The 25,364-nt window shown below is 69.1% G+C and carries 25 protein-coding genes and 1 pseudogene; 15 read left to right on the forward strand and 11 right to left on the reverse strand.

Annotated elements, in window-relative coordinates; all coding sequences use genetic code 11:
* Positions 1–17 precede the first annotated feature (17 nt).
* Both WDLP6_RS17465 and WDLP6_RS17470 read left to right on the forward strand, forming a co-directional pair.
* Positions 18–848 (forward strand): SDR family NAD(P)-dependent oxidoreductase, encoded by an 831-nt coding sequence (locus tag WDLP6_RS17465; RefSeq protein WP_162593370.1) that lies wholly within the window; start codon positions 18–20, stop codon positions 846–848.
* Positions 849–857: 9 nt separating this feature from the next.
* Positions 858–2,009 carry an acyl-CoA dehydrogenase family protein gene (locus WDLP6_RS17470; RefSeq protein ID WP_162593371.1) on the forward strand — a complete coding sequence of 384 codons (1,152 nt, stop codon included), beginning with the start codon at positions 858–860 and terminating at the stop codon, positions 2,007–2,009.
* A gap of 60 nt (positions 2,010–2,069) precedes the next feature.
* Here WDLP6_RS17470 and WDLP6_RS17475 read toward each other — a convergent pair.
* The 5 genes and pseudogenes from WDLP6_RS17475 to WDLP6_RS17495 form a co-directional block, all read right to left on the reverse strand.
* A pseudogene (locus tag WDLP6_RS17475) lies at positions 2,070–2,746 on the reverse strand (methylglyoxal synthase).
* Positions 2,747–2,751: 5 nt separating this feature from the next.
* Entirely contained in the window at positions 2,752–3,429 is a 678-nt protein-coding gene (locus WDLP6_RS17480) for a class II aldolase/adducin family protein (protein WP_162593372.1), read from the reverse strand.
* 174 nt (positions 3,430–3,603) lie between these two features.
* The gene (locus WDLP6_RS17485) at positions 3,604–3,867 is read right to left on the reverse strand and encodes a hypothetical protein (RefSeq protein WP_162568381.1); all 264 of its coding nucleotides are present in this window, start codon (positions 3,865–3,867) and stop codon (positions 3,604–3,606) included.
* Between the two features lie 133 nt (positions 3,868–4,000).
* The gene (locus WDLP6_RS17490) at positions 4,001–5,356 is read right to left on the reverse strand and encodes a 3-deoxy-D-manno-octulosonic acid transferase (protein ID WP_162593373.1); all 1,356 of its coding nucleotides are present in this window, start codon (positions 5,354–5,356) and stop codon (positions 4,001–4,003) included.
* A 12-nt stretch (positions 5,357–5,368) separates the two neighbouring features.
* Positions 5,369–6,751 carry a phosphomannomutase/phosphoglucomutase gene (locus WDLP6_RS17495; protein WP_162593374.1) on the reverse strand — a complete coding sequence of 461 codons (1,383 nt, stop codon included), beginning with the start codon at positions 6,749–6,751 and terminating at the stop codon, positions 5,369–5,371.
* 147 nt (positions 6,752–6,898) lie between these two features.
* On the opposite strand from WDLP6_RS17495, the gene WDLP6_RS17500 reads away from it, so the two are divergent.
* Genes WDLP6_RS17500 through WDLP6_RS17510 form a run of 3 tightly spaced genes read left to right on the forward strand, consistent with a single transcriptional unit; the run spans position 6,899 to position 9,920 of the window.
* On the forward strand, positions 6,899–8,419 hold the full coding sequence (locus tag WDLP6_RS17500; protein WP_162593375.1) for a DNA-3-methyladenine glycosylase 2 family protein: 1,521 nt from the start codon (positions 6,899–6,901) through the stop codon (positions 8,417–8,419).
* Positions 8,420–8,424: 5 nt separating this feature from the next.
* Positions 8,425–8,922, forward strand: coding sequence for a methylated-DNA--[protein]-cysteine S-methyltransferase (locus WDLP6_RS17505; RefSeq protein ID WP_162593376.1), 498 nt, complete (start codon positions 8,425–8,427; stop codon positions 8,920–8,922).
* Entirely contained in the window at positions 8,919–9,920 is a 1,002-nt protein-coding gene (locus WDLP6_RS17510; protein WP_162593377.1) for a DMT family transporter, read from the forward strand. Before WDLP6_RS17505 ends, WDLP6_RS17510 begins: the two co-directional genes overlap by 4 nt.
* Here WDLP6_RS17510 and WDLP6_RS17515 read toward each other — a convergent pair.
* Positions 9,892–10,551, reverse strand: coding sequence for a DUF1345 domain-containing protein (locus WDLP6_RS17515; protein ID WP_162593378.1), 660 nt, complete (start codon positions 10,549–10,551; stop codon positions 9,892–9,894). The two genes, WDLP6_RS17510 and WDLP6_RS17515, sit on opposite strands and share 29 nt — an antisense overlap.
* Before the next feature lie 28 nt (positions 10,552–10,579).
* Positions 10,580–10,768 (reverse strand): DUF2970 domain-containing protein, encoded by a 189-nt coding sequence (locus WDLP6_RS17520; protein ID WP_162568388.1) that lies wholly within the window; start codon positions 10,766–10,768, stop codon positions 10,580–10,582.
* A 106-nt stretch (positions 10,769–10,874) separates the two neighbouring features.
* On the opposite strand from WDLP6_RS17520, the gene WDLP6_RS17525 reads away from it, so the two are divergent.
* The 8 genes from WDLP6_RS17525 to WDLP6_RS17560 all read left to right on the forward strand — a co-directional run bounded on the left by WDLP6_RS17525 (position 10,875) and on the right by WDLP6_RS17560 (position 19,132).
* Complete coding sequence (locus WDLP6_RS17525; RefSeq protein WP_162593379.1) at positions 10,875–12,293, forward strand: aminotransferase-like domain-containing protein; 1,419 nt, start codon at positions 10,875–10,877, stop codon at positions 12,291–12,293.
* Between the two features lie 129 nt (positions 12,294–12,422).
* Positions 12,423–13,163, forward strand: coding sequence for a c-type cytochrome (locus tag WDLP6_RS17530; RefSeq protein WP_162595131.1), 741 nt, complete (start codon positions 12,423–12,425; stop codon positions 13,161–13,163).
* Positions 13,164–13,174: 11 nt separating this feature from the next.
* Entirely contained in the window at positions 13,175–14,452 is a 1,278-nt protein-coding gene (locus WDLP6_RS17535) for a c-type cytochrome (RefSeq protein ID WP_162593380.1), read from the forward strand.
* A gap of 198 nt (positions 14,453–14,650) precedes the next feature.
* On the forward strand, positions 14,651–15,097 hold the full coding sequence (locus WDLP6_RS17540) for a hypothetical protein (RefSeq protein ID WP_162593381.1): 447 nt from the start codon (positions 14,651–14,653) through the stop codon (positions 15,095–15,097).
* 160 nt (positions 15,098–15,257) lie between these two features.
* Positions 15,258–17,156 carry a TRAP transporter large permease gene (locus WDLP6_RS17545; RefSeq protein WP_162593382.1) on the forward strand — a complete coding sequence of 633 codons (1,899 nt, stop codon included), beginning with the start codon at positions 15,258–15,260 and terminating at the stop codon, positions 17,154–17,156.
* A 48-nt stretch (positions 17,157–17,204) separates the two neighbouring features.
* A complete protein-coding gene (locus WDLP6_RS17550) occupies positions 17,205–18,233 on the forward strand; it encodes a TRAP transporter substrate-binding protein (RefSeq protein WP_162593383.1) in 1,029 nt (342 codons plus the stop codon).
* Between the two features lie 6 nt (positions 18,234–18,239).
* Positions 18,240–18,962 (forward strand): TetR/AcrR family transcriptional regulator, encoded by a 723-nt coding sequence (locus tag WDLP6_RS17555; protein ID WP_162593384.1) that lies wholly within the window; start codon positions 18,240–18,242, stop codon positions 18,960–18,962.
* 29 nt (positions 18,963–18,991) lie between these two features.
* Positions 18,992–19,132: a hypothetical protein gene (locus WDLP6_RS17560; protein ID WP_162593385.1), complete on the forward strand. Its 141-nt coding sequence runs from the start codon at positions 18,992–18,994 to the stop codon at positions 19,130–19,132.
* 31 nt (positions 19,133–19,163) lie between these two features.
* Here the strand turns inward: WDLP6_RS17560 and WDLP6_RS17565 are convergent, their stop codons facing one another.
* Genes WDLP6_RS17565 through WDLP6_RS17580 form a run of 4 tightly spaced genes read right to left on the reverse strand, consistent with a single transcriptional unit; the run spans position 19,164 to position 22,519 of the window.
* The gene (locus tag WDLP6_RS17565; protein ID WP_232077101.1) at positions 19,164–19,538 is read right to left on the reverse strand and encodes a hypothetical protein; all 375 of its coding nucleotides are present in this window, start codon (positions 19,536–19,538) and stop codon (positions 19,164–19,166) included.
* 33 nt (positions 19,539–19,571) lie between these two features.
* Positions 19,572–21,323: an ABC transporter ATP-binding protein gene (locus WDLP6_RS17570; protein ID WP_162593386.1), complete on the reverse strand. Its 1,752-nt coding sequence runs from the start codon at positions 21,321–21,323 to the stop codon at positions 19,572–19,574.
* A gap of 3 nt (positions 21,324–21,326) precedes the next feature.
* A complete protein-coding gene (locus tag WDLP6_RS17575) occupies positions 21,327–22,085 on the reverse strand; it encodes a class I SAM-dependent methyltransferase (protein ID WP_162593387.1) in 759 nt (252 codons plus the stop codon).
* Between the two features lie 29 nt (positions 22,086–22,114).
* Positions 22,115–22,519, reverse strand: coding sequence for a phasin family protein (locus WDLP6_RS17580; RefSeq protein ID WP_162568397.1), 405 nt, complete (start codon positions 22,517–22,519; stop codon positions 22,115–22,117).
* A gap of 195 nt (positions 22,520–22,714) precedes the next feature.
* On the opposite strand from WDLP6_RS17580, the gene WDLP6_RS17585 reads away from it, so the two are divergent.
* Entirely contained in the window at positions 22,715–24,940 is a 2,226-nt protein-coding gene (locus WDLP6_RS17585) for a heavy metal translocating P-type ATPase (protein WP_269475576.1), read from the forward strand.
* Entirely contained in the window at positions 24,937–25,353 is a 417-nt protein-coding gene (gene cueR / locus WDLP6_RS17590; RefSeq protein WP_162593389.1) for a Cu(I)-responsive transcriptional regulator, read from the forward strand. The genes WDLP6_RS17585 and cueR overlap by 4 nt, the downstream gene beginning before the upstream one ends.
* The last annotated feature ends 11 nt before the right edge of the window (positions 25,354–25,364 follow it).

Here is a 25,364-nt window from a genome sequence, read left to right on the forward strand (position 1 = left end):
TCAGGAGAACCCCCACCATGACACGCAAACTCGAAGGCAAGGTCGCCCTCGTCACCGGCTCGGGCCGCGGCATCGGCCGTGCGATCGCGCAGAAGCTCGCCAACGAAGGCGCTCGCATCGTCGTCAACGACCTCGATGCCGAGCCGGCAGAAGAAGCCGTGCAGGCCATCCGCGAGGCCGGCGGCCAGGCCGTCGCTTGCGTGGGCAACGTCACCGCGCCGGATTTCGCCGAACGCTTCGTCGGCACCGCAGTCAGCGAATACAAGGGCCTGGACATCGTCGTCAACAACGCCGGCTACACCTGGGACAACGTGATCCAGAAGATGAGCGACGAGCAGTGGTACGCGATGCTCGACTGCCACCTGACGGCGCCCTTTCGCATCCTGCGCGCCGCGCAGCCGGTGATCCGCGCACTGTCCAAGTCCGAAGCCGAGGCGGGACAGCGCGTGGTGCGCAAGGTGGTCAACATCTCGTCGGTCGCCGGCCTCTTCGGCAACGCCGGCCAGGCCAACTATTCGACCGCGAAGGCCGGCATCGTCGGCATGACGCAGACCTTGGCCAAGGAATGGGGCCGCATGAACGTCACGGTCAATTGCGTGGCCTACGGCTTCATCAAGACGCGGCTGACCGTCAGCGCGGCGGGCGACGCCACTGCCACCATCGACGGCCGCGAGATCAAGGTCGGGGTCAATCCCGATCTGATGGCGGCGATGGAGCGGAGCATTCCGCTCGGCCGCGGCGGCACGCCCGACGAGGCGGCGGGCGCGGTCTACCTGCTGTGCATTCCCGAGTCCGACTACGTGAGCGGCCAGACGCTGATGTGCAGCGGCGGCCTCACCGGGATCTAGGTGAACACCATGCTGCCCCGACTCTTGCGCCATCGATGGATGGACGACGACATCGAAGCCTTTCGCGAACAGGTGCGACGCTACATCGCGGCCGAGCTGACACCGCATCTGGATGGCTGGCGCCGCCAGGGCTTCATCCCGCGCGAGGTCTGGCGCCCGTTCGGTCGGATGGGCTTCCTGCTGCCCGAACTGGCCGAAGCCTGCGGCGGCGCGGGCGCCTCGCTGGCCTACCAGCTGGTGGTGCAGGACGAGCTGGCCAAGGCCGAGGTCCCGGCCATCACCGGCGTGCACACGATCGCCGCCCACTACATCCTCGACTACGGCACCGAAGCGCAGAAGCAGCGCTGGCTGCCCAGGCTCGCGAGCGGCGAGATGCTGGCCGGCATCGCACTCACCGAGCCCGGCTGCGGCTCGGACCTCAAGGCGCTGCGCACCCGTGCCCGGCGCGAGGGCGACGACTATGTGATCGATGGCGCCAAGACCTTCATCACCAACGGCTTCACCGCCAACCTGCTGGTGGTGGCGGTGCGCACGGGCGATGCCGGCAGCCGCGGCGTGTCGCTGGTGGTGCTGGAAACCGAAGCGCTGACTGGCTTTCGCGTCGGCCGCCGGCTCGAGAAGCTGGGCCAGCATGCGTCCGACACCGCCGAGCTGTTCTTCGACCGCGTGCGCGTGCCGGCCGATCAGTTGCTGGGTGAGAAGGAAGGCCAGGGCTTCGCACAACTGATGAGCCAGCTGCCCTATGAGCGCCTGCTGATCGCCGTGCCCGCAGCCGCGGTGATCGAGCGCGCGGTGGAACTGACGGTGGACTACACGCGCCAGCGCAAGGCCTTCGGCCAGCCGCTGGCCGACTTCCAGAACACCCGCTTCAAGCTCGCCGAATGCGCGACGCTGGCCCACGTGGTGCGCAGCTTCGTCAACGACTGCATCCAGCGGCTGCTCGACGGCACGCTCGACGACGAAGCCGCCTACATGGCCAAGTGGTGGTGCAGCGAGCAGCAGGGCAAGGTCGTCGACGAGTGCCTGCAGCTCTTCGGCGGCTATGGCTACATGGCCGAGTACCCGATTGCGCGGCTGTATGCCGATGCGCGCGTGCAGCGCATCTATGGCGGCGCCACGGAGATCATGAAGGACCTGATCGCGCGCAAGCTGTGCGCATGACACCGTCGCTCGAGATCCCGCGCTGCTTGCGACTTCGGCAGCGAGCCCGAAGGGTCGCTCTCAGAGGATCGGCGCAAGGCCGAGCGCCGTCGCCCAGCGCGCGGCCATCGCCGGCGAGTTGAAGCAAGTGGTCTCGTGGGTCGCGCTGCAGACGGCTCGCTCGAGCAGCTGGATGTCCGCCTCATGTTGCCGCGCCACGTGGGGTTCCTCGAAGAAGATCACCTGGTGGCAGCGGCGATCGAGCACCAGCTCGGCGATCTGCGCGTCGCCGCGCACGCGACGGTGCGGCTTGCCAGCGGGCCGCGAAGATTGCCGCAGGGCTTGCGGGCGTGGGCGAGTTCCACGTCGATCCACTCGGCCGCGCCGGCGGCGATGGCCACATAGGGCTTTCCGTGAATCACGCACTGGCGCTTGAGCGCCTGCGTCTCGGGACAGAGCGACGACGGGTCCACGGGATCGACGAAGTAGATGATCCCGTCGAGTTCCCCTTCCGCCTCCAGGCCGCCCGCGATGCACGACACCAGCCGCATGACGCCGCCCTCGGGGCCGTAGGGCAGCCGGACCAGCGGCGGGTAGGCGCTCAGCAGGCCTTGTTTCGCCAGCGCGTCGCAGGTGCCGCCGACTGCATGCAGTCCAAGCCCGAGCGCCCGGATGCCGGGGTCGCACGCGCGAACCCAGCGCAGCAGGGCACCGTCCGATTGACGATGAAAACGGTGGGCGACAAGTCCGAAACGCATGCGGGTCACCAGTGAGCGCCGAACGCGCGCCGCAATTCGCCGATCGCCGCGTCCGCCAGAGACGGCGCGGTGCGGCCCGAGAGCAGCCAGAGCCGCGCCGTCTCCTCGAGTTCTTCCAGCGTCGCCATCGCGGCCGCGGGCGAGTCGTGCCAGACATTCGGGCCGAGCCGATCGAGCATCACGGCGCGAATGGGCGTCCCCGCACCGGCATAGCGGCCGATGGCGGTCGCGACATGCTCCGCGGCCGTGGCATCGCCCGGACGCGCACAGGGCACCCGCGGCACATGGCCGACTTTCATGACGAAGTACGGGGTGAGTGCGGGCAGCAGTTCCGCGCTTCTCGCGTGCGCTTCACCCGGTGTCAAAGTGAGTGCCACGCAATGCGTGCTGTGCGTATGGATCACGCACTTCGCGGGACATGCGGTGGCAGCCGAGGCCTCGTAGATCTTGCGATGCAATGCGATCGTCTTGCTCGCACGATCGCCGCCGATCTGCTCGCCCTGGCGGTCGAGCCTGGCCAGACGCGCAGGATCCAGAAAGCCCAGGCAGGCGTCGGTCGGCGTGATCAGGAATCCGTCATCGAGGCGCACGCTGACATTGCCCGCCGTGGCGTGCACGTAGCCGCGTTCGAACAGGCTGCGGCCGACGCGGCAGATCTCTTCGCGCGCGAATTCCTCAGTCAAGCTGCGTCTCCGATCACTGTGATTCGTGACGCGTGCAGAGGTTGGCGCAAGGGAGCTGGCAGGGCGGAATGCATGGCGATCGGCTTGTGGCGGGAGCACCCGACTGTAAGCCGCGAGCAGGACCTGCTCAACCTCACGCCGCAAACCGGCACCGGCGCGACCGCCGGGGCGCGCTCAGGGCCAGAGGTGCCCAGGCACCGTTTCGGCGTGGGCGCTGGCATGGCCGACCGGCGGCGCCTCGAAGGCATCGGCACCGACTTCGCGATGCCAGCGCAGCGCGGCGATGCCCGCGTCCGTCGCCAGGCCGCGCGTCGGCAGCGGGCCGCAGGCGTAGTCCACGATGGCTTCCAGTTCGTCGGGGCGCCCGGGCCGAACGATCGTCCAGAAGAAGAGGCCTGCCATGGGCTCGTCGACGATCAGTTCGAATTCGTTCTTCATTCTTGCCATTCAGTTAAATCGAATGACTACATTGGACCGGCGCAGGCGTGCGAGGGAAAGGCAGGATTTCACGAGCGGCCGCGAATCGTCCGGCCGCCCGCATCTCGCACGCCGATGCCGCGAAAAAGAGACGCTATTCGAGCCGCGGCTCGGCGCGTTCCTCGGTGCGCACCGGCGCGTTCTGCGCAATCGCGAGCACCGCTGCGGCGGTGCGTTCGGCCGCGCCGCGGTTCGACGACGCGAAGGCCAGCGCGGCCTCGGCCATCGCCTCGCGGCGCTCCGGGTTCTCGACCAGCTTGAGCGCGGCGGTCACCGCATGCTCCATGTCCTCGACGCGCAGCGAGGCGCCGGCGGCGAGCGACAGCGCCGCAGCCTCGGCGAAGTTGAAAGTGGACGGTCCCATGATCACCGGACAGCCGCAGGCCGCGGCCTCGATCAGGTTCTGGCCGCCGAGCGGCTCGAAGCTGCCGCCCAGCAGCGCGACGTCGGCCAGGCCGTAGTACAGCGCCATCTCGCCGAGCGAATCGCCGAGCCAGATCTCGGCCGCGGCCGGCGCGCCCGCCGCGCTGCGCCGCGCCACCGCGAAGCCATGGGACTCGACCAGGGCCGCGACCTCGTCGAAGCGCTGCGGATGGCGCGGCACGATCATCCATTGCACGTCCTGTACCCGCTTGGCGATCGATTGCACCGCATCGTGCGCGGGCGGCACCGGCGCGAGTGCGCCGAAGCGCTTGAGCACCTCGAGCAGCAGCTGCTCCTCGCCGTCGCGCGAGCTGGCGAACACAACCACCGGCCGCGGCAGCTGCGTGCGCAGCCGGGTCGCAGCGGCGAGCTGGCGCGCGTCGGGCGTGGCGTCGAACTTCAGATTGCCATACACGCCCGCCACCTTGGCGCCGAGCGAGACCAGCCGGTGCGCATCGGGCTCGGTCTGCGCCCACACGGCGGCCAGCGCCGAATAGGCCGGCCGCGCGAGCCACGACAGGCGCTCGGCCGCGGCCAGCGACTTCTCGTTCAGGCGCGCGTTGGCCAGCACCAGCGGAATGCCGCGCTCGGCGCAGGCAGCCGCCATCTCGGGCCAGACTTCGGTCTCCATCAGCACGCCGATGCGTGGCTGGAAGCGATCGAGAAAACGCGCGACCGCGACTGGCGCGTCCCACGGCTGCCACACCTGCAGATCGCCGGGCGAAAGCAGCTTGGCGCCCTCTTCGCGTCCGGTGGCGGTGCCGTGCGTGAGCAGGATCGGGATGTCGGCGTACTGCCGGCGCAGCTCGTCAATCAGGATGCCGGCGGCGCGCGCCTCGCCGAGCGAGACCGCATGCACCCAGCACCAGCCGGTGCCGGTGGCGGCCGTGTCGTAGTGGCCGAAGCGCTCTTCGACGGCGAACGCATAGCCCGGCTCGGCCACCGCGCGGCGCCGCAGCTTGCGCCGCACCAGCGGCTGGGCCAGGGAAGTGAAGGCGCCGTACAGGCGCAGCAGCAACGAACGCACGCTTGTCGGATCTCAGTGAGCGGCTTCCGCGAGGGTGGCGTCGGGCTTGACGCTCCTGAGCAGCGCGAGCATCTCGTCCTGGATGCGTTGCAGCGCGGCCTCGGTCTGGCCTTCGAAGCGCATCACCAGCACCGGCGTGGTGTTGGAGGCGCGGATCAGGCCGAAGCCGTCGGGCCAGTCGACGCGCACGCCGTCGATGGTGGAGATCTTCGCGGGCGCGGCGAACTTCGCGGTCTTGACGAGTTCGGCCACCAGCGTGTGCGGCTCACCCTCGGCGCAGGCGACATTGAGCTCGGGCGTCGAGAAGCTGGTCGGCAGCGCGTTGAGCACGTCGCTCGCGTTCGGGCTCCGGCTCAGGATCTCGAGCAGCCGGCAGCCCGCATAGGTGCCGTCGTCGAAGCCGAACCAGCGTTCCTTGAAGAAGATGTGGCCGCTCATCTCGCCGCCGAGCGGCGAATCGATCTCCTTCATCTTCGCCTTGATCAGCGAATGGCCGGTCTTGTAGATCAGCGGCTTGCCGCCCGCGGCCTCGATGGCCGGGCCCAGGCGCTGCGAGCACTTGACGTCGTAGACGATGGTGCCGCCGGGCACGCGCGAGAGCACGTCCTGCGCGAACAGCATCATCTGGCGGTCCGGGTAGATGTTGGTGCCGTCCTTGGTCACGATGCCCAGGCGATCGCCGTCGCCGTCGAAGGCCAGGCCCAGCTCGGCATCGCCGGCCTGCAGCGCGGCGATCAGGTCCTTGAGGTTCTCGGGCTTGCTGGGATCGGGATGGTGGTTGGGGAAGTCGCCGTCGACATCGCTGAACAGTTCGGTGACCTCGCAGCCGATCGCGCGCAGGATGCCCGGTGCCGAGGCGCCCGCGATGCCATTGCCGGAATCGACCACGATCTTGAGCGGCCGCGCCAACTTGATGTCGCCGACGATGCGCTGCGTATAAGCCTCGGTCACATCGACCTTGCGCACGCTGCCGCCGGGCGCGAGCTTCGCGCTGTCGGCTTCCATCACGCGGCGCAGGCCCTGGATCTCGTCGCCATAGATCGCACGGCCGGCCAGCACCATCTTGAAGCCGTTGTAGTCCTTCGGGTTGTGGCTGCCGGTGACCTGGATGCCGCTGCGCGACAAGGTGTGCGCGGCGAAATAGAGCATCGGCGTGGTGACCGCGCCGACATCGATCACCTCGATGCCGGTGGCCACCAGGCCACGGATCAGGGCCTCGGCCAGGGCCGGGCCCGACAGGCGGCCGTCGCGCCCCACCGCCACCGTCTTCTCGCCAGCAGCGCGCGCCGCGCTGCCGAAGGCCTTGCCCAGGCCCTCCGCGACCTCTGCATCGAGGGTCATGGGCACCACGCCCCGAATGTCGTAGGCCTTGAAGATCGATGCGCTGAGCTGCATGGGCTTCCTCTGAACTTGCAAGAAAAATGAAGACCATTGTAGGCATGCGCTTCCTGCAGCCCGGCTGCGGCAGCCCGGTGCGGGCGCATCGAAGCCACATGTCCGAAAATGGCCAGTTCGCGCGGCGCGCGACCCTATCATCCGTTCATGTCCTCCACCCCCGCATCCAGCCCCGGCCTCGAGAACGACGCCTGCTACCTGGCGATGAAGGCGCACGACGCGCGCTTCGACGGCTCGTTCTTCACCGGCGTCACCTCGACCGGCGTCTACTGCCGCCCGGTCTGCCGCGTGAAGCTGCCGCGGCGAGAGAACTGCCGCTTCTTCCGCCACGCGGCGCAGGCGGAAGCCGCGGGCTTTCGTCCTTGCCTGCGCTGCCGGCCCGAACTCGCGCCGCGCGCGGCGAGCTGGTCGACCGAGGACGCCTCGCGCATCCTCGCGCTGCAGGCCGCGCGCCTGATCGACGAGCCCGATGCCTGGGCCGAGGACGGCCCAGGCGCGGCCGACATCGCGGCCCGGCTCGGCGTCAGCGACCGCCACCTGCGACGGATCTTCGAGACGCAGTTCGGCGTCTCCCCGCTGCAATACCTGCAGACGCGCCGCCTGCTCGCCGCCAAGCAGCTGATCGCCGACACGCGCCTGCCGATGACGCAGGTCGCGCTGGCCAGCGGCTTCGCGAGCGTGCGGCGCTTCAATGCCGCCTTCGTCGGGCATTACGGCCTCAATCCGAGCGCGCTGCGCCGCGCCGGACCCTCGCGCCACGGCCGCGAAGGCGAGGCGGTCGAGGTGCGGCTGGGCTTCCGGCCACCCTATGACGGCGAGACCATGCTGGGCTTCTTCGCCCGCCGCGCATTGGACGGCGTCGAGGTGGTGTCCGGCACCGGCGATGCGATGCAGCTCGCGCGCACGCTGCGCGTCGTGCAGTCGACGCGGCTGCACACGGGCTGGCTGCAGCTTCGCTTCGATCCGCTGCGCGAGCAGCTGCTGCTGCGCGTCGGCGATTCGCTCGCGGCGGTGCTGCCGACCGTGATCAGCCGCGTGCGCGCGATGCTCGATCTCGATGCCGAGCCGATGGCGATCAACCACGCGCTGCATGCGGCCTTCCCGCATGGCGATGGCCTGCGCGTGCCGGGCACGGTCGACGGCTTCGAGCTCGCGGTGCGCGCGGTGCTCGGCCAGCAGATCACCGTGGCCGCGGCACGCACTTTGGGCACGCGGCTGGTGCAGGCCTTCGGCGAAGCGCTGGCGACGCCGGTCGCGGGGCTCGACCGGCTGTTCCCGACACCGGCCGCGATCGCCGAGGCCAGCGGCGATGCGCTGGGCCAACTCGGCATCGTGCGCCAGCGGCAGGCGGCCTTGCTCGCGCTGGCGCGCGAGGTGATCGCAGGCCGGCTCACCCTGCATGCCGGCGCCGACGTGCCGGCCACCCTGGCGGCGCTGCAGGCGCTGCCCGGCATCGGCGACTGGACCGCGCAGTACATCGCGATGCGCGCGCTGCGCTGGCCCGATGCCTTTCCCTCCGGCGACGTGGCGCTGCAGAAAGCGCTCGGCGTCTCGACGGCGCGCGCCGCGGCCGAGGCCTCGCAGGCCTGGCGACCGTGGCGCAGCTACGCGGTGCTGCGCGCCTGGTACAGCCCCGCTCCCGCAACCACCACCGGCATTCCTGCCTGACAGCCATGAAATTCAAGACCTCCCACCTGCGCACCGCGCATTTCGACAGCCCGCTCGGCGGCATCACGCTGGCGGCCACCGACCAGGGCCTGGCCGGCGTCTGGTTCGACCAGCAGCGTCACTGGCCCGACATGACCGGCTGGGTGCCCGATGCCGATCATCCGGTGCTGCGCGAGGCGGCCGCCCAGTTGCGCGACTATTTCGCCGGCACGCGCAAGCACTTCGACCTGCCGCTGGACCTTTCGCACGGCACGGCCTTCCAGCAATCGGTGTGGCAGGCGCTGCTCGCCATCCCGCCGGGCCAGACCACCAGCTACGGCGCGTTGAGCGCCGGCGTCGGCAATCCCGCTGCGGTGCGTGCGGTGGGTGCGGCGGTCGGCCGCAATCCGCTCAGCGTGATCGTGCCTTGCCACCGCGTGCTCGGCACCGACGGCTCGCTGACCGGCTATGCGGGCGGGCTCGATCGCAAGGCCGCGCTGCTCGAACTCGAAGGCGCCCGATGAGCGAAGGCGAGTGTGCGACCGCTGGCACGACCATCGTCAGCTCCCTCACGGAAGCACCGGGCGCGGCCCGGCCTGCACGCCGCGCCTGGCTGGTCGACCTGCTGCTGCTGGCCTCGCTGTGGGGCGCGTCCTTCCTCTTCATGCGCATCGGCGCGGCCGAGTTCGGCGCACTGCCCACGGCCGCGGTGCGGGTCGCGATCGCCGCCCTGTTCCTTTTGCCGCTGCTGTTCGCGCGCGGCCAGTGGCCCGCGTTGCGGCAGCGCTGGAAACCCGCGCTCGCGCTCGGCATCCTCAATTGCGGCCTGCCCTTCGCCTTCTTCTCGTTCGCGCTGCTGACCGTCAACAGCGGCCTGGCGGCGGTGCTCAATGCAACGACACCGATGTTCGGCGCCCTGGTGGCCTGGGCCTTCTTCGGCGACCGGCCCGGTGGCTCGCGCAGCGCGGGGCTGGTGGCCGGCTTCGCCGGCGTCGCGATGCTGGCCTCGCGCAGTGCGGGCTTCCACTCGGGCGCGGACCCTACCGCGGCGCTCTGGGCCATCGCGGCCTGTCTCGGCGCGTGCATCTGCTATGCCTTCGGCGCCAGCCTCACGCGCAAGCACCTGACCGGCGTTCCCGCGCTGGCCACGGCGACCGGCAACCAGATCGGCGCCACGCTCATGCTCGCGCTGCCCGCGTGGTGGCTGTGGCCGGCGCACATGCCGAGCCTGCACGCATGGCTGGCGCTGGTGGCGGTCGGCACGGCGTGCACCGGCCTCGCCTACGTGCTGTACTTCCGGTTGATCGAGAGTGCCGGGCCGGCGCGTGCGCTGACCGTGACCTTCCTGGTGCCGGTGTTCGCGCTGTTCTACGGCGCCGTGTTCCTCGACGAGCAGATCACGCCGTGGATGCTGGTCTGCGCCGCCGTGATCGTGTGCGGCGTGGCACTGTCGACGGGCATGGTCGTGCTCGGCCGGCGCCGGCCCGCGGCGGCTACTGCATCGCGCCCGCCACCACGTTGATGGACAGCGCCAGCACCAGCATGTTGAAGGCGAAGGACAGCACGCCGTGGATCAGCGTGATGCGCCGCATCTCGCGCGAGGTGACCTGCACGTCGGACACCTGCGAGGTCATGCCGACCACGAACGAGTAGTAGAGGAAGTCGAAGTAGTCCGGATCGAGCTCGCCCGGAAAATCCAGCCCCGGGCCGGCGGCCGACTTCTCGCGCTCCTCCTGGTAGAAGCGGTGCGCGTAATGAAAGGCATAGATCGTGTGGATCATCAGCCACGACCCCGCCAGCGCGACCAGGCCGAGCGCGATGTGCGCGGCGCGGTCGGAGCCGTGGAGCGGGCGCGCCTGCTGCAGCAGCATCACGATCACCACCACGCTGACGCCGACCACGGTCAGCATGATGCCGAGGATCACCGCACTGGGCTGATCGAGCGACTGCGCGCGCGACCGCGTGCGTTGCGCGTTCGACACCTCGGCCATCCACCAGGCCGGCAGCAGGTAGCTCGCGGCGCCGCAGCACCAGCCCAGCAGTCCGCGCGAGACACCATCGAGCGGCCATGGGATCAGGGCCACGAGAACGCCCACCACGGCGCCGGCCAGCAACCGGTGCCAGCCGGTCAGCCTGTAGAAACGGGAATGCATGGCCCGGACTGTAGCCGGGCTACCTGACTCAAGCCCCGGCGGCGAACTTCGCGAGCGCGATCAGCCCGCAGACGATCAAGAGCACCAGCACCAGCGCGATGGCAATCGTCGGCAGCACGCCGGCCTGATCGACGCGCCCGGCCGCGTCGGAGCGGCGGCCGCCGAGCCCGATGAAGGCCCAGAGCACGGCACGCAGGTAGCGCAGGAATTTCGACATGGCAGCCTCGTTTTTCGTCGGTGAAGCGATAGAGATAATGTGACCCAACCCCGGCCATTATGAAAGACGCAGTGGGCACGGAAAAAAGCAGATCAGAAACCACTACATGAAGCGCTATGAGCTGCTCGCCGCGGATGTCGAGGCCTCCATCCGCGGCGGCGTGCTGCGGCCGGGCGACCGCCTGCCCTCGGTGCGCCACGCGAGCACCAGCCGCGGGGTGAGCGCCTCGACGGTCTTCCAGGCCTACTACCTGCTCGAGGCGCGCGGTCTGATCCAGGCGCGGGAGCGCTCCGGCTACTACGTCTCGGCCGGCGCGCGGCTGGCACCGCCCGAACCCGAGCAGACCTCGCAGCCGAGCGATGCCTCGGTGGCGGTCGATGTCAGCGAGCACGTGTTCGAGATCCTCGAGGCCAGCATGACGCGCGAGGTGGTGCCCTTCGGCTCGGCCTTTCCGAGCCCGCTCCTGTTTCCGCTCGCGCGCCTGGGCCAGGCGATGGCATCGAGCGCCAAGGCGCTCGATCCGTGGAGCACCGTCGACGACCTGAGCCCTGGCAATGCGCGGCTGCGGCGCCAGATCGCGCTGCGCTACCTCGCCGGCGGGCTGCAGGTGCACACGGACGAGATCGTGGTCACCAACGGCGCGCTCGAAGCGCTGAACCTCTGCCTCGCGGCGGTGACGCGCCCCGGCGACGCAGTGGTGATCGAATCGCCCACCTTCTATGCCGCGCTGCAGGCACTCGAACGCATGGGCCTGCAGGCCGTCGAGGTGCCGACCCATCCGCGCGAAGGCATCGACCTGGCGGCGCTCGAACATGCCATTGCACGCCACCAGCCGAAGGCCTGCTGGCTGATGACGACCTTCCAGAATCCGCTCGGCAGCTCGATGCCCGACGAACGCAAGAAGGCGCTGGTCGAGCTGCTCGCGCGCCATGAACTGCCGCTGATCGAGGACGACGTCTATGCCGAGCTCTACTTCGGCGACAAGCGCCCCGTGCCCGCGAAGGCCTTCGACACGCAGGGCCTGGTGCTGCATTGCTCGTCCTTCTCCAAATGCCTGGCGCCCGGCTACCGCATCGGCTGGGCCGCGCCCGGCCGCTACGCGCGCGCGGTCGCGCGGCAGAAGCTGACCACCACGCTGGGCGCCTCGGCACCGTCGCAGCTCGCGCTGGCCACTTACCTCGAGCACGGCGGCTTCGACAAGCATCTGCGCCGGCTGCGGCAGACGCTGGCCGCGCAGCAATCCGCGTTCGCGCAGGCGGTGGCCCAGCACTTCCCGCCCGGCACGCGCGCCACGCATCCGGCGGGCGGCTACTTCCTGTGGGTCGAGCTGCCGCCGGGCGCCGATGCGCTGGCGATCCATCGGCAGGCGCTGGCGCTCGGCATCAGCGTCGCGCCCGGCCCGATCTTCTCGGCCTCGCGCGCCTTCACGAACTGCCTCAGGCTGAACTATGGCCACGCATGGGACGCGCGCAGCGAACAGGCGCTGGCCACGCTGGGACGGCTGGCCACGGCCGCCATCGCTTAGGGGCCTCGCGTGCGACTGCTCCGGTCGAATCCGGGCACACTGATGCTGTCCTTCACTTCGGCGATCAAGAACAATGACGACGTGGCCACGCGCGGCGCACCGAGGTGCCGCAGCGGCCGCACGACACGCATGAACATCCCACGCTTCCTTCACCAACCCCTGCGGCGCACCGCCCTGCTGCTCGCGGCCTGCGGCCTGTCAGCCATCGCGCAGGCCGCCGCGCCCTCGCCGGCGCCCGGCCATGTGCCGGACACCATCGAGCAGCGCGTCGCGGCCTGCATCGCCTGCCACGGACGCGAAGGCGCCAGCAGCGACCAGGGCTTCTTCCCGCGCCTGGCCGGCAAGCCCGAGGGCTACCTGTTCAACCAGCTGCGCAGCTTTCGCGACGGCCGCCGCTTCAATGCCGACATGGCCCACATGGTGCGGCACCTGTCCGACGACTACCTGCGCGAGATCGCCCATTACTTCGCCACGCTCGACCTGCCCTATCCCGCGGTCGCGACCACCAGCGATGCCTCGGCCGACACGCTCGCGCGCGGCAAGGCGCTGGTGATGCACGGCGATGCGGCGCGCGACATCCCGGCCTGCGTGCAATGCCACGGCGAGGCGCTCACCGGCGTTCAGCCGGGCATTCCGGCGCTGGTCGGCCTGCCACGGCTGTATCTCTCGTCGCAGCTCGGCACCTGGGTCACCGGCGAGCGCCATGCGCTGGCGCCGGACTGCATGGCCGAGGTCGGCCGCAAGCTCACGACCGCCGACATCAATGCCATGGCCAGCTGGCTGGCCGTGCAGCCGGTGCCGGCCGATCCCCATCCGCTCGCAGCGCCGCGCGCGCCGCTGCCCCTGCGCTGCAGCGCGATGAATCCCTGAGGCCCTTCTTCATGCGACGCCTCGTCTATTCCCTGATCTTCCTCGCGGCACTCGTGCTGCTGGCCGTCGCCGCACTCGTCGCGCTCAACCTGCGCGGCGAGGACGCCGTGTCCGAACCCTCCGCCGCTTTCGTCGCCACGCCGGCGCAGATCGAGCGCGGCCGCTACCTCGCGCTCGCCGGCAACTGCGCGAGCTGCCACACGACGCATGGCGGCTCGCCCTTCGCGGGCGGCGTCGGCATCGAGACGCCCTTCGGCACCGTCTTCGCGAGCAACCTCACACCCGAGCGCAACGCCGGCATCGGCAGCTGGAGCGCGGCGCACTTCTGGCGCGCGATGCACAACGGCCGCTCGAAGGACGGCCACCTGCTCTACCCGGCGTTCCCCTATCCCAGCTTCACCCGCGTGACGCGCGAGGACTCGGATGCGATCTATGCCTACCTGCGCACCGTGCCGCCCGCGGCCACGCCCAACCGGCCGCACAAGCTGCGCTTTCCGTACGACACACAGGCCGCACTGGCCGTCTGGCGCGCGCTCTTCTTCACGCCGGGCAGCTTCGTCGCCGATCCCGCGCGGCCGGCCGAGTGGAACCGCGGCGCCTACCTTGTCGAGGGCCTGGGCCACTGCATCGCCTGCCACGGCACGCGCAACGTGCTCGGCGCCACCGAGGAGAAGCTCGGCCTCTCGGGCGGACTCATTCCGGTCGAGAACTGGTATGCGCCTTCGCTCACCTCGAAGCGCGAGGCCGGCGTCGCCGACTGGCCACCCGAGGACGTGGTGGCGCTGCTGAAGAACGGCAGCTCGCCGCGCGGCTCGGTGATGGGGCCGATGGCCGACGTGGTGTACCGCAGCACCCAGCACCTGAGCGACGCCGACCTGCACGCGATGGCCGTCTTCCTGAAGCAGCTGCCCGACAGCACGCCGGGCACGGCACCTGCGGCCGACACCGCGCCGCAGCGCCGCGACGCCGGCCAGATGGCGCGCGGCAGCCGCATCTACGACCAGCGCTGCGCCTACTGCCACGGCGATGCGGGCCAGGGCGCCGAAAACGCCTACCCGCCGCTCGCGGGCAACCGTGCGGTGCTGATGGACTCGACCGCCAACCTGATCCAGGTCGTGCGCAACGGCGGCTTCCTGCCTGCGACCGCGGGCAACCCGCGGCCCTACGGCATGCCACCCTTCGGCCATGTGCTCGACGACGACGACATCGCCGCCGTGCTCACCTACATCCGGGGCTCCTGGGGCAACGACGCGGCGCCGGTCAGCCGGCGCGACACGATGCGGCGCTGAGGACGTCGCCGCGTGGCCGCCTGCGCCAACGCGGCCAAGCGTGTGGACAAATCGCCACATGCGGGACAACGCGCCTGATGGGCCGCCGCAGTTCGCTTCACAATCGTGCGAACTTTTTTCGGACTCCCCGCCATGCAAGCGTCTCGCTTTTTCGGAATCCTTCTTCGAATCGGCCAGGGCATCGGCGCGGCGCTGGGCGTGCGGCGAACGGCCGAACCGGCGCCGCAGGTTTCGGCATTCGCCCCGACGTCGATCGCAGCGGCCGCGAACACCACGGACGTGACGGAACCGGCGGCGCTCGAGGCGCAGGTGCCCGCGCCAATGCTTGCGGCATCGCCCCAGCCCGCGCCGGCCGCACAATCGAACGCTGCACAGCCTCTCCCCGCTCAGCCGGAGGCGGCAACGCCGCCCGCCAACAAGATGCGTTCGATCGAGGAGATCCGGGCCGACCTCGCGCGCCTGCGCCAGAACGCGAAGGAGCGTCACGCAGAACTGCTCGCGCAACGCGAAGTCGGCCTTGCGGCGACGGACTTGGTGGACATCGCGCCGCCGCCACCCGAGCCGCGCGAGAACGCATCGGACATCGCGTTCGCTGCGACGGCGTTCGTGGACTTCGGCGATGTGAAGAGCCGCCGCGAGCGATAAGCGCTTCGCAAGCTCCTGCGCCGGCGCGCAACGCCGCACCGTGCGGGTTATTGGGTATGGCTGGAAAACTAACCAGTTCGTACATTCTTGTGCGGAGGAGGTCGGCCGACCCTCGGTCGGCACCGCGCTCGCACCCGCATTCGAAAAAAGAGAACCCCAGATGAAGCCTGCAGCCGCGACCTCGGAACACCGCACGCTCGGTGTCGAGATGTCCGCGGATCTCGAGCTGCCCCATCAACGCTTTTCGCCGCGCCTGGAGCGCACGTTCGACGTGCTGCTCTCGCTGATGCTGTTCCTCGAACTGCTGCTGCTGTTCGGCAACACCGCGATGCGCGGGCTGCTCGGGACTTCATTGGTCTGGGCCAACGAGGTGGCCGAGTATTCGCTCACCAGCCTGGCCTTCATCGGCGGCGCGATCGCCTACCACCGCGGCCTGCACCTGGTGGTGCGCTTCGCCATCGACAAGCTGCCGGAGCGCTGGCGCGAGTGCGTCGAGTGCGCCCGCCACTACTTCGTGATCGTGGTGGCCCTCATCGGCCTGCGCTATGCGGTGCCGATGTGGCACGAGGCCTGGAACACCCTGACCGTGGTGCTGCAGATCCCGAAGTCGTGGACCCTGCTGCCCTTCTTCATCGGCATGGCCCTGACCGTGGTCTTCGCGCTGGCCGAGTTGCGCCGGCACACCGCCCGGCAGCACGTCGTCGCCGTGCTGCTGGTCGGCGGCCTGACGCTGGCCTGGTTCCTCGCGCAGTACTTCACCGGTCCCTGGCTGGGCACGGCCGGCATCGGCTTCGCGCTGTTGCTGCTGCTGTTCCTGGTGTTCGCGGGCGTGCCGATCGCCTATGTGCTCTCGGTCACCGCCTACATCCTGATCTACAGCTCGGGCGAGGAGCCGATGGCCGTGTCGCTGGCAATGTCCAACGGCATCAGCAGCTTCATTCTGCTGGCGGTGCCCTTCTTCATCCTGGCCGGCAACGTGATGACCGACGGCGGCCTGACCAAGCCGCTGGCCGACTGGGTCACCGCGATGGTCGGGCGCATGCGCGGCGGCCTGCTGCAGGCGCTGGTCATCGCGATGTACATCTTCTCCGGCATCTCGGGCTCGAAGATCGCCGACGTGGCCGCGGTCGGCACCACGCTCAAGGGCATGCTCAAGGAGCAGGGCTACGACCCGGCTGAAAGCGGCGCGGTGCTGTCGGCCGCCGGCATCATGGGCGAGACCATTCCGCCGAGCCTGGTGATGATGGTGCTGGCCTCGATCACGACGCTGTCGGTGGCCACCTTCTTCGTCGCCGGCGTGGTGCCCGCGGCGGTGCTCGGTCTGTGCCTGATGATCATGATCAACCGACGCGCGAAGAGGTTCGACTGGCCGCGCTGCCCCGCGGTCTCCTGGACCGAGCGCACGAGGCTGAGCATTCGCGCCCTGCCGGCGCTGATGGTGCCGATCATCCTGATCATCGGCATCGTCGGCGGCTTCGCGACCACGACCGAGGTGTCGTCGATCGCGGTGGTGTTCTCGATCGCGGTCTCGGTCTTCATCTACCGCGGCATGAACCTCAAGAGCTTCATCACCACGCTGGCCGATTCGGGTGCGATGGCGGGCATGGTGCTGTTCATGGTCAGCGCCGGCAGCGCCTTCTCGTGGACCCTGGCGATCAGCGGCCTGCAGCCGGTGGTGGCCGAGTTCCTGGCCATGTTCGGCGGCTCGGCCTTCGCGTTCATGGCTTTCTCCATCGTGCTGATGGTGGTGATGGGCTCGATCCTGGAAGGGTTGCCTTCACTCCTGATCTTCGGCCCGATGCTGCTGCAGCTCACCAGGAACTACGGCATCGATCCGATGGCCTTCGGCATCGTGATCATCATCTCGATGGGCATCGGCACCTTCATACCGCCCTTCGGCGTGTGCTACTTCGTGACCTGTTCGGTGATGGACACCTCGGTCGAGAAGGTGACGCCGCGCTTTCTGCCCTACCTGGCCGTGCTGCTCATCGGACTGATCTGCATCGCCCTCTTCCCCGCCATCAGCCTGGCCTTGCCGCACGCGTTCAACCTTCACTGAGCGCACCCGTTTTCCGTTCCCACCGTCAACCTCACAGGAGTCACTCACATGAAGCCCTCGTTCCGCCTGTTGTCCACCGTCGCCGCGGCGGCGCTTGCGTGCTGTGCCAGCTCGAGCGTCCTGGCCCAGAGCAAGTTCGTGTTGAAGCTGGCGCACGCCGATTCGGCCGACCTCGGCACCTCGCGTAAGGCGGTGATGGCCGACACCTTCGCCAAGGAGGTCAAGGCCAAGAGCGGCGGCCGCATCGACGTGCAGATCTTCGGTGCAGGCGCCCTGGGCGGCGAGCGCGAAGTGGTCGAAGGCGTGAAGAACGGCTTCATCCAGGCCGGCCTGGCCTCGGGCGTGATGGCCAATTTCTTCCCCGGCGCGATGGTCACCGACATTCCCTACCTGTTCCCGAGCGACGAGGTCGCGGACAAGGTGATGGACGGCCCCTTCGGCCAGAAGCTGTCGGCGGACTTCAACGCCGCCACCGGCATGCACAACCTGTGCTTCGGCGAAGTGGGCTTTCGCCACTTCAGCAGCGGCAAGAAGCCGATCCATTCGCCCAAGGACCTGGTCGGCATGAAGATCCGCGTCCAGGAGACGCCGCTGTACGTCACCGAGATGAAGGCGCTGGGCGCGCAGCCGACGCCGATCGCATTCCCCGAGACCTACACCGCGCTGCAGACCGGCGTGGTCGACGGCCAGGAGAACCCGATCCCGACGCTCATCTTCGCCAAGTTCTACGAAGTCCAGAAGAACGTCACGCTGGACGGCCACAACTACGGCATCGACTGGTTCGTGCTCAGCGACAAGTTCTACAAGTCGCTGCCGCCGGATCTGCTGAAGGTCGTCACCGACGCGGGCAAGGTGGCCTGCGCCGAGGAGCGCAAGGTCAACCGCACGTTCACCGCCAACGGCAACAAGACCATGGCCGACAAGGGCGTGACGGTGTACACGCCGACCGCCGCCGAGCTGGCCGAGTTCCGCGCCGCGGCCCAGCCGCCGGTGATCGACTTCCTGAAGACCAAGATCGATCCGAAGCTGATCGACAGCATCCAGACCGCGGTCAAGGACGCCGACGCGAAGAAGTAGCCGACCATGGCAGCCAAGGCAGCAACGGTGGCTGCGCCGCTGCGTGCGTCCGGCGCGCAGGCCGAGGTCCCGCGGGATGCGCGGCGGGCCTATCGCACCAACGATCCGGCGCGCACGATGGCGGGCATTCTGGAGGTGGCGACCCACGAGTTTGCCGAGAAGGGCCTGAGCGGCGCGCGCATTGACGAGATCGCCGCCGCCACCCGAACCAGCAAGCGGATGATCTACTACTACTTCGGCAGCAAGGAGCAGCTGTATGTGCGCGTGCTGGAGGAGTCGTACCGGCGCATGCGTGCGATCGAGTCGGCGTTGCGCCTGGACGACCTGGAACCGCTGGAGGCCTTGCGGAGACTCGTGGTCTTCACCTTCGATCACCACCAGCGCAACCAGGATTACATCCGGCTGGTGATGGCCGAGAACATCGAGCGCGGCGCCTACCTGAAGCAGAGCAGGAACATCCGCCAGCTCAACGGATCGGCCATCGAGACGGTGTCCGGGGTCTATGCCCGCGGCGTGACCAGCGGGTTGTTCCGCCCCGGGCTGGACCCGATCGACATCCACGCGTCGATCTCGGCGCTGACCTTCTTCAACGTCTCGAACCAGCACACCTTCGGCATGATCTTCAGGCGCGACACACAGGCGCCGCAAGCCCTGCGTGCGCGGCGCGACAGCGTGGTCGAGATGGTGCTGCGCTTCGTCTGCGCCTCATGTCCGATTGCCGGAGAATGACTGCATCGCGACGACCTGAAGGAAACCGGATGCGAATTCTCTTGGCACTGACGGCGCTGCTGATCCTGGCCGGCTGCGGGACCACGCCGTATGTGCCATCGCCGTCGCCCTGCGGCACCGATCCCGGTGGCCGGGATTGCCAGATCGAGCGCTACCTCAACACCCAGTGAGGCCTGCACCATCCAGGCATTGCGGGTGCGCTCAGTTGCGGCCCGACAGCACGATCGCAGCCAGCGCGACCGATACCAGCATGCCGCAGATGGAACCGATGAACCATCGGATGGTGGACCTGTAGGTCGTCTCGTCGTCATCGGCCACCAGCAGCGCGCGGTACAGCGTGTAGATCTGCACGACGATGGGTATCACCAGCACGACCAGTGCGATCACCGAATTCGCCGTCCAGTCGCCGGGTGCCTCGAAGGCCCAGTAGCGGACGAAGGAGAGCGAGAAGCCGATCATCACCGTGATGGCCGTGATGACGCCCTCGCGATAGCCGGCCGGCAGCGGCGCGCGGCGTCGCACATCGGGTGAAGGCACGGCGGCCTGTGGTTCCGGCGTTGTGCCTGCGTTGCTCATGAAAGACCTCCTTGGTTTCGTTTGGCGCGCAGCTTAGCGCGGCACCGGCCGCTCGCCAATCTGCTGGCGCCACATCGCGTGGTACAGGCCCTTGCGTTCGAGCAGCGTCGCGTGATCGCCGCTTTCGACGATGCGGCCCTTCTCGAGCACGAAGATGGTGCCGGCGTGCAGGATGGTCGACAGCCGGTGCGCGATCAGGATCGTGATCTGCGTGCTGCGCGCCGACACCTGGCGCACGGTGTCGGTGATCTGCTCCTCGGTCAGCGAATCGAGCGCGGAGGTCGCCTCGTCGAAGATCAGCAGGCGCGGCTGGCGCACGAGTGCACGGGCAATCGACAGCCGCTGCTTCTCGCCGCCGGAGAGCTTCAGCCCGCCCTCGCCGATCGTCATGTCCAGGCCCTCGGGCGACTTTTCCAGCAGATGGGCGCAGGAGGCCTGCGCCATCGCGGTCACGATCTCGGCATCGCTGACGTCCGGCTTCACGAGCTGCATGTTCTCGCGCACCGTGCCGGCGAACAGATGCGGCTCCTGCGTCACGAAGCCGATCTGCCGCCGCGCACGGTTGTAGCGCAGGTCGCGCGTCGAGATGTCGTTGTAGAACACCTCACCGGCGGCCGGCGTGTAGAGCCCGACCAGCAGCTTCACGAGCGTCGACTTGCCCGAGCCCGACGGGCCGACGAAAGCGATGGTGTCGCCGAGGCCGGCGGCGAAGGACACGCCGTCCAGCGCGTTGTCGGCCGCGCCCTTGTGGCGAAAGCTCACATCGGAAAAGCGCACGTGCGTGATCGGCCCGGTGTCGATCGGCGATTCGGGCCGGCGCTCGACCGGCCGCTGCATCAGCGCATCGAAATTCAAGAGCGACGCGTCCGCCTCGCGCCAGGCCAGGATGATGTTGCCCAGCTCCTGCAGCGGCGTGAAGATCGCCACCGAGATGAACTGCATCGCGATCAGTTCGCCGGTGCTCAGCACGTTGCGGAAGATCAGCCACAAGAGCGCGAACAGGATCGCCAGCTTCAGCAGGCTCAGCGTCGCGCCCTGCAGAAAGGACAAGAGGCGGATGCGCTTGACCTTCTGCATCTCGAGCGCAAAGATGCGCGCCGTCTGCGCCTGCAGCCGACGGATCTCGGCGAAGGTCAGGCCCAGGCTCTTGATGAGCTCGACATTGCGCAGCGACTCGGTGATGAAGCCCGAGTTGCGGTTCGTCTCGCGCACGATCGAGCGCTGCTGGCTCTTGATCTCGCGGCTCAGCAGTCCGGTGAGCCCGCCCAGCAGCAGCACGCCGACCAGGAACACCGGCACCAGGATCCAGTTCTTCGCCACCGCATACCAGACCAGGAAAGCGACGCCCACCAGCGCCGCGAACACGGTGTTGACGAAGGTATTGATGAAGCGCTCGCAGTCGGCGCGCACCTTCTGCAGCAACGACAGCGTCTCGCCGCTGCGCAGGTCCTCGAACTCCTGGAAGCGCAGCCGCAGCACCTGGCGCAAACCGTCGTTGAAGATGCGCGTGCCCATCTTCTGCACCACAAGGCGCGTGAGGTAGTCCTGCACCGCCTTCGCGAGGCGCGACAGGATCGCCACCACGACCGCGAGCCCCAGCAGCGACAGCACGCCGGTGACGAGTTCATGGTCGGTCTTGCCGGCGCGATGGATCGCATAGCCATCGATGATCCGGCCGAAGATGATCGGATCCACCAGCGCAAGCACCTGGCTCACGCCGGCCAGCAGCAGCGCCCACAGGACGAGGCCGCCGTGCGGCCGCAGGTAGCGCCACAGGATGCGCATCGGTCAGGCGGATGCGCCGGCCGGCTTCGTGCCGACGAGCACGGGCTGGTAGAACACGCCGTCGAGGCGCCGCACGTTGTCGAAGCCCGCTTCGCGCAGCAGCTCGCACAGCCGCGTGGTCGACACGGCGTAGTACCTGGAGCGCAGCACGCGCGTCGTGACTTGCGCGGTGACGAGGTCTTCCTCGACGATGAAGAAGCCGAGGTCGTAATGCTCGCCCTCGAAGTCCCAGACCTGGAACAGCACGTGACGCTTGCCGTTCTCCACCCGGGCGCCATAGTGCTTGACGAGGTTCGTGCCGCGCGCCTCGCGCTCGTAGTCGCGCACGCTGATCAGGCAGCCGCCGCCGGGCTTCAGGCAGGCCGCGAATTGCCGGAACGCGTGCAACAGGTCTTGGTCGCTCAGCAGATGCGGCACGGCGTTGTCGCACGCGACGAGCAGGTCGAAACCGCCGCCATGTGCCGCATGGGCCTCGCGCATGTCGGCGACACGGAAGTCGATGGCGAGGCCGCGCAGCCGGGCCTCCTCGCGGGCGCGCTCGACCGCCCCGGCCGACAGGTCGGCGCCGGTGACCGCATGGCCGCGCTCGGCCAGCGCGAGGACTTGCGTGCCGATGCCGCAGGCCACGTCGAGCACGCGGTGCGTGCCCGGCCATTCGGATGCGACGAGCTGCGACAGCTGCTCGCCCTGACGGCGGATGCTCGCGTTCCAGTCGGGATAGATCAGGTGATAGAACGGCGCGAGCCCGTCGTAGAAATCCATCGTCGTCGGCAGCCCCGGCTCCGGCCGGCCTACTTGGGCTGCATCAGCTTCTTGAGCTCCTGCATGTGCTCGGCCGCGCGCTGCGTGACATGCGACATCGCGTCGGCCTGCGAGTTGCGCGCCAGCTCGGCCAGCTCCTTCATGTCGGCCAGCGTCTTCTCGAAGGCCTTGCGCACCAGTTCGGTCTGCTTCGACGGATCGCCGAAGCCGGCGCCGCCCGCGACTTCCTGGATGCCCTGCAGCGTCTGCGTCAGCATGTCGGCCTGCTTGCGCGACAGCGCCTGCATGCCTTCGTAGGCCGCCTTGTTGGCATCGACCAGCGCCTGGATGTCCTTGCGCCGCGCTTCGGCGATGGCGGCCATGTCGATACCGGGCACCTTGAACTGCTCGATGATCTTGGTGACGTCGCCGAAGGGATTGCTTTCATTGGCCATGGAATGTCTCCTTGTCAACGGGTTTGCGGGAAGGGATTGCAAGAGGATGCCAGCGAACGATACAGCCATTTGGCCCGCCTGAGACCTTGTGCCGCGCAAGGTCGCCCGCAGCGCCCTTGACCTTCCCATGATGGGAGGGTTGACACTTCCCTCATCCAGCGACAACGCTGCATGAAAGACAGGAGCGTGAGTTCGATGAGCAACAGCGTGGCACTGCCGGCCGCCGCCGGCACCGATTCCAGCGAATGGTCGCTGCAGATCGAGGGAATGAGCTGCGCGTCCTGCGTGGCGCGCGTCGAGAAGGCGCTGGCGCGCGTGCCGGGCGTGAGCTCGGCCACCGTCAACCTGGCGACCGAGAAGGCGCAGGTCCGGCTGGCCGACCCCGGGACCGCGGTGGACGCACTGATCGAGGCCGTGCAGAAGGCCGGCTACGCGGCGCACGCCGTCGACCAAAGCGCGAGCGAAGCCGCGGCGCCGACCAGCGGCTGGGCCGGCAGCGGCCCCGTGGTCGCGGCCGCGGTCCTCTCGGTGCCGCTCGCACTGCCGATGCTCGGCCTCCTCTTCGGCAGGGAATGGATGCTCGACGGCTGGCTGCAATTGGCGCTCGCAACGCCGGTCCAGTTCTGGCTCGGCGCGCGCTTCTACCGCGCCGGGTGGAAGGCCCTGCGGGCCGGCGCCGGCAACATGGACCTGCTGGTGGCGCTCGGCACCACGGCCGCCTACGGCCTGAGCCTCTACCTGCTCTGGAAGCACGCGGGCAGCGGCGGCATGCCGCACCTCTACTTCGAAGCCTCGTCGATCGTGATCACCCTCGTGCTGCTCGGCAAGTGGCTGGAAACGCGGGCCAAGCGCCAGACCACCGAGGCGATCCGCGCGCTGAATGCGCTGCGGCCCGAGCGCGCCCGCGTGCGCCGCGACGGCATCGAGCAGGACGTGCCCATTGCCGAGGTGAAGGTCGGCGACCTGGTGGTGGTGCGGCCCGGCGAACGCGTGCCCGTGGATGGCCGGGTGATCGAAGGCCGCAGCGAGATCGACGAATCCCTGATCACCGGCGAGAGCCTGCCGGTCGCCAAACAGGCCGACGACCCCGTGACGGGCGGCGCGGTCAACGGCTCGGGCCTGCTGCTGCTGCGCACGACCGCCGTGGGCGCCGAATCGACGCTCGCGCGCATCGTGCGGCAGGTCGAATCGGCGCAGGCCGAGAAGGCGCCGATCCAGCGCCTCGTCGATCGCGTGAGCAGCGTGTTCGTGCCCGTGGTCATCGGCGTTGCGCTGCTGACGCTGCTGGGCTGGGGGTTCGCGGCCGGCGACTGGGAGACCGCGATCCTCAATGCGGTCGCGGTGCTGGTGATCGCCTGCCCCTGCGCGCTCGGGCTGGCCACGCCGACCGCAATCATGGCCGGCACCGGCGTCGCGGCGCGCCACGGCATCCTGATCAAGGACGCCGAGGCCCTCGAAGTGGCGCATGGCATCCGGGTCGTGGCTTTCGACAAGACCGGCACGCTGACCGAAGGCCGCCCCGAGCTGCTGGCCTTCGAGGCGGTCGATGGCGATGCCGCGGCCCTGCTGCGCGCCAGCGCCGCCATCCAGGCCGGCAGCGAACATCCGCTCGCGCGCGCGGTTCTCACTGCGGTGCAAAAGGCGGACATCGAAGTGCCGCGTGCGAGCGGCGTCCAGGCCGTGGCCGGGCGCGGCATGGAGGCCGTCGTCGAGGGCCGCGCGCTGCGGCTGGGTAGCACCCGCTTCATGCACGAGCTGTCGGTGCCGCTGGGCCGGCTCGATGCGCGCGCATCGCAGCTGCAGGCCGAGGGACGCACCGTGTCATGGCTGGCGGACGTGAGCGGGCACCCTGCGCTGATCGGCCTGCTGGCCTTCGGCGACGCGCCCAAGGCCAGCGCGGCCGACGCCATCCGCGGCCTGCATGCGCAAGGCATCCGCACGCTGCTCGTCACCGGCGACAACCGCGGCAGCGCCGAGGCCATCGCCCGGATGCTGAAGATCGACACCGTGCGCGCCGAAGTCCTGCCCGGGGACAAGGCCGCGATCGTCATGCAGCTGAAGGCCGGTGGCGAGCGCGTGGCGATGGTGGGGGACGGCATCAACGATGCGCCGGCGCTGGCCGCGGCCGATGTCGGCATCGCGATGTCGACCGGTACCGATGTCGCGATGCACGCGGCCGGCATCACGCTGATGCGCGGCGATCCGGCGCTGGTCGGCGATGCGATCGACATCTCGCGCCGCACCTACGCCAAGATCCGGCAGAACCTGTTCTGGGCCTTCGTCTACAACGCGGTGGGCATTCCGCTGGCGGCCTTCGGCCTGCTGAACCCGGTGATCGCCGGCGCGGCCATGGCCTTCAGCAGCGTGAGCGTGGTGGGCAATGCGCTGCTGCTGCGACGCTGGAAAGGAAGCGCACGATGAGCCACTCGGACACGGCGGCGGCGCCCTTCAACATCGGCCAGGCGGCGGCACGCTCGGGCGTCTCGGCCAAGATGGTGCGGCACTACGAATCGCTGGGGCTGGTGCCCCGCGTGAACCGCACCGACGCGGGCTACCGGCAGTACACCGACAACGACGTGCACACGCTGCGCTTCATCCGGCGCGCGCGGGCGCTCGGCTTCGGCATGGCGGAGATCGCGGAGCTGCTCAAGCTGTGGCAGAACAGGCGCCGCGCGAGCGCGGACGTGAAGCGCATCGCGCTCGCCCATGCGGCCGACCTCAGCCGGCGTATCGAGGAAATGGCCGCGATGAAGCGCACGCTGGAGCGCCTGGCCGACTGCTGCCACGGCGACCAGCGGCCGGACTGCCCGATCCTCGACGAGCTGGCCGACTGAGTCCGCCGCGC

This window comes from Variovorax sp. PBL-E5 (genome assembly GCF_901827185.1).
Taxonomy (GTDB): domain Bacteria; phylum Pseudomonadota; class Gammaproteobacteria; order Burkholderiales; family Burkholderiaceae_C; genus Variovorax.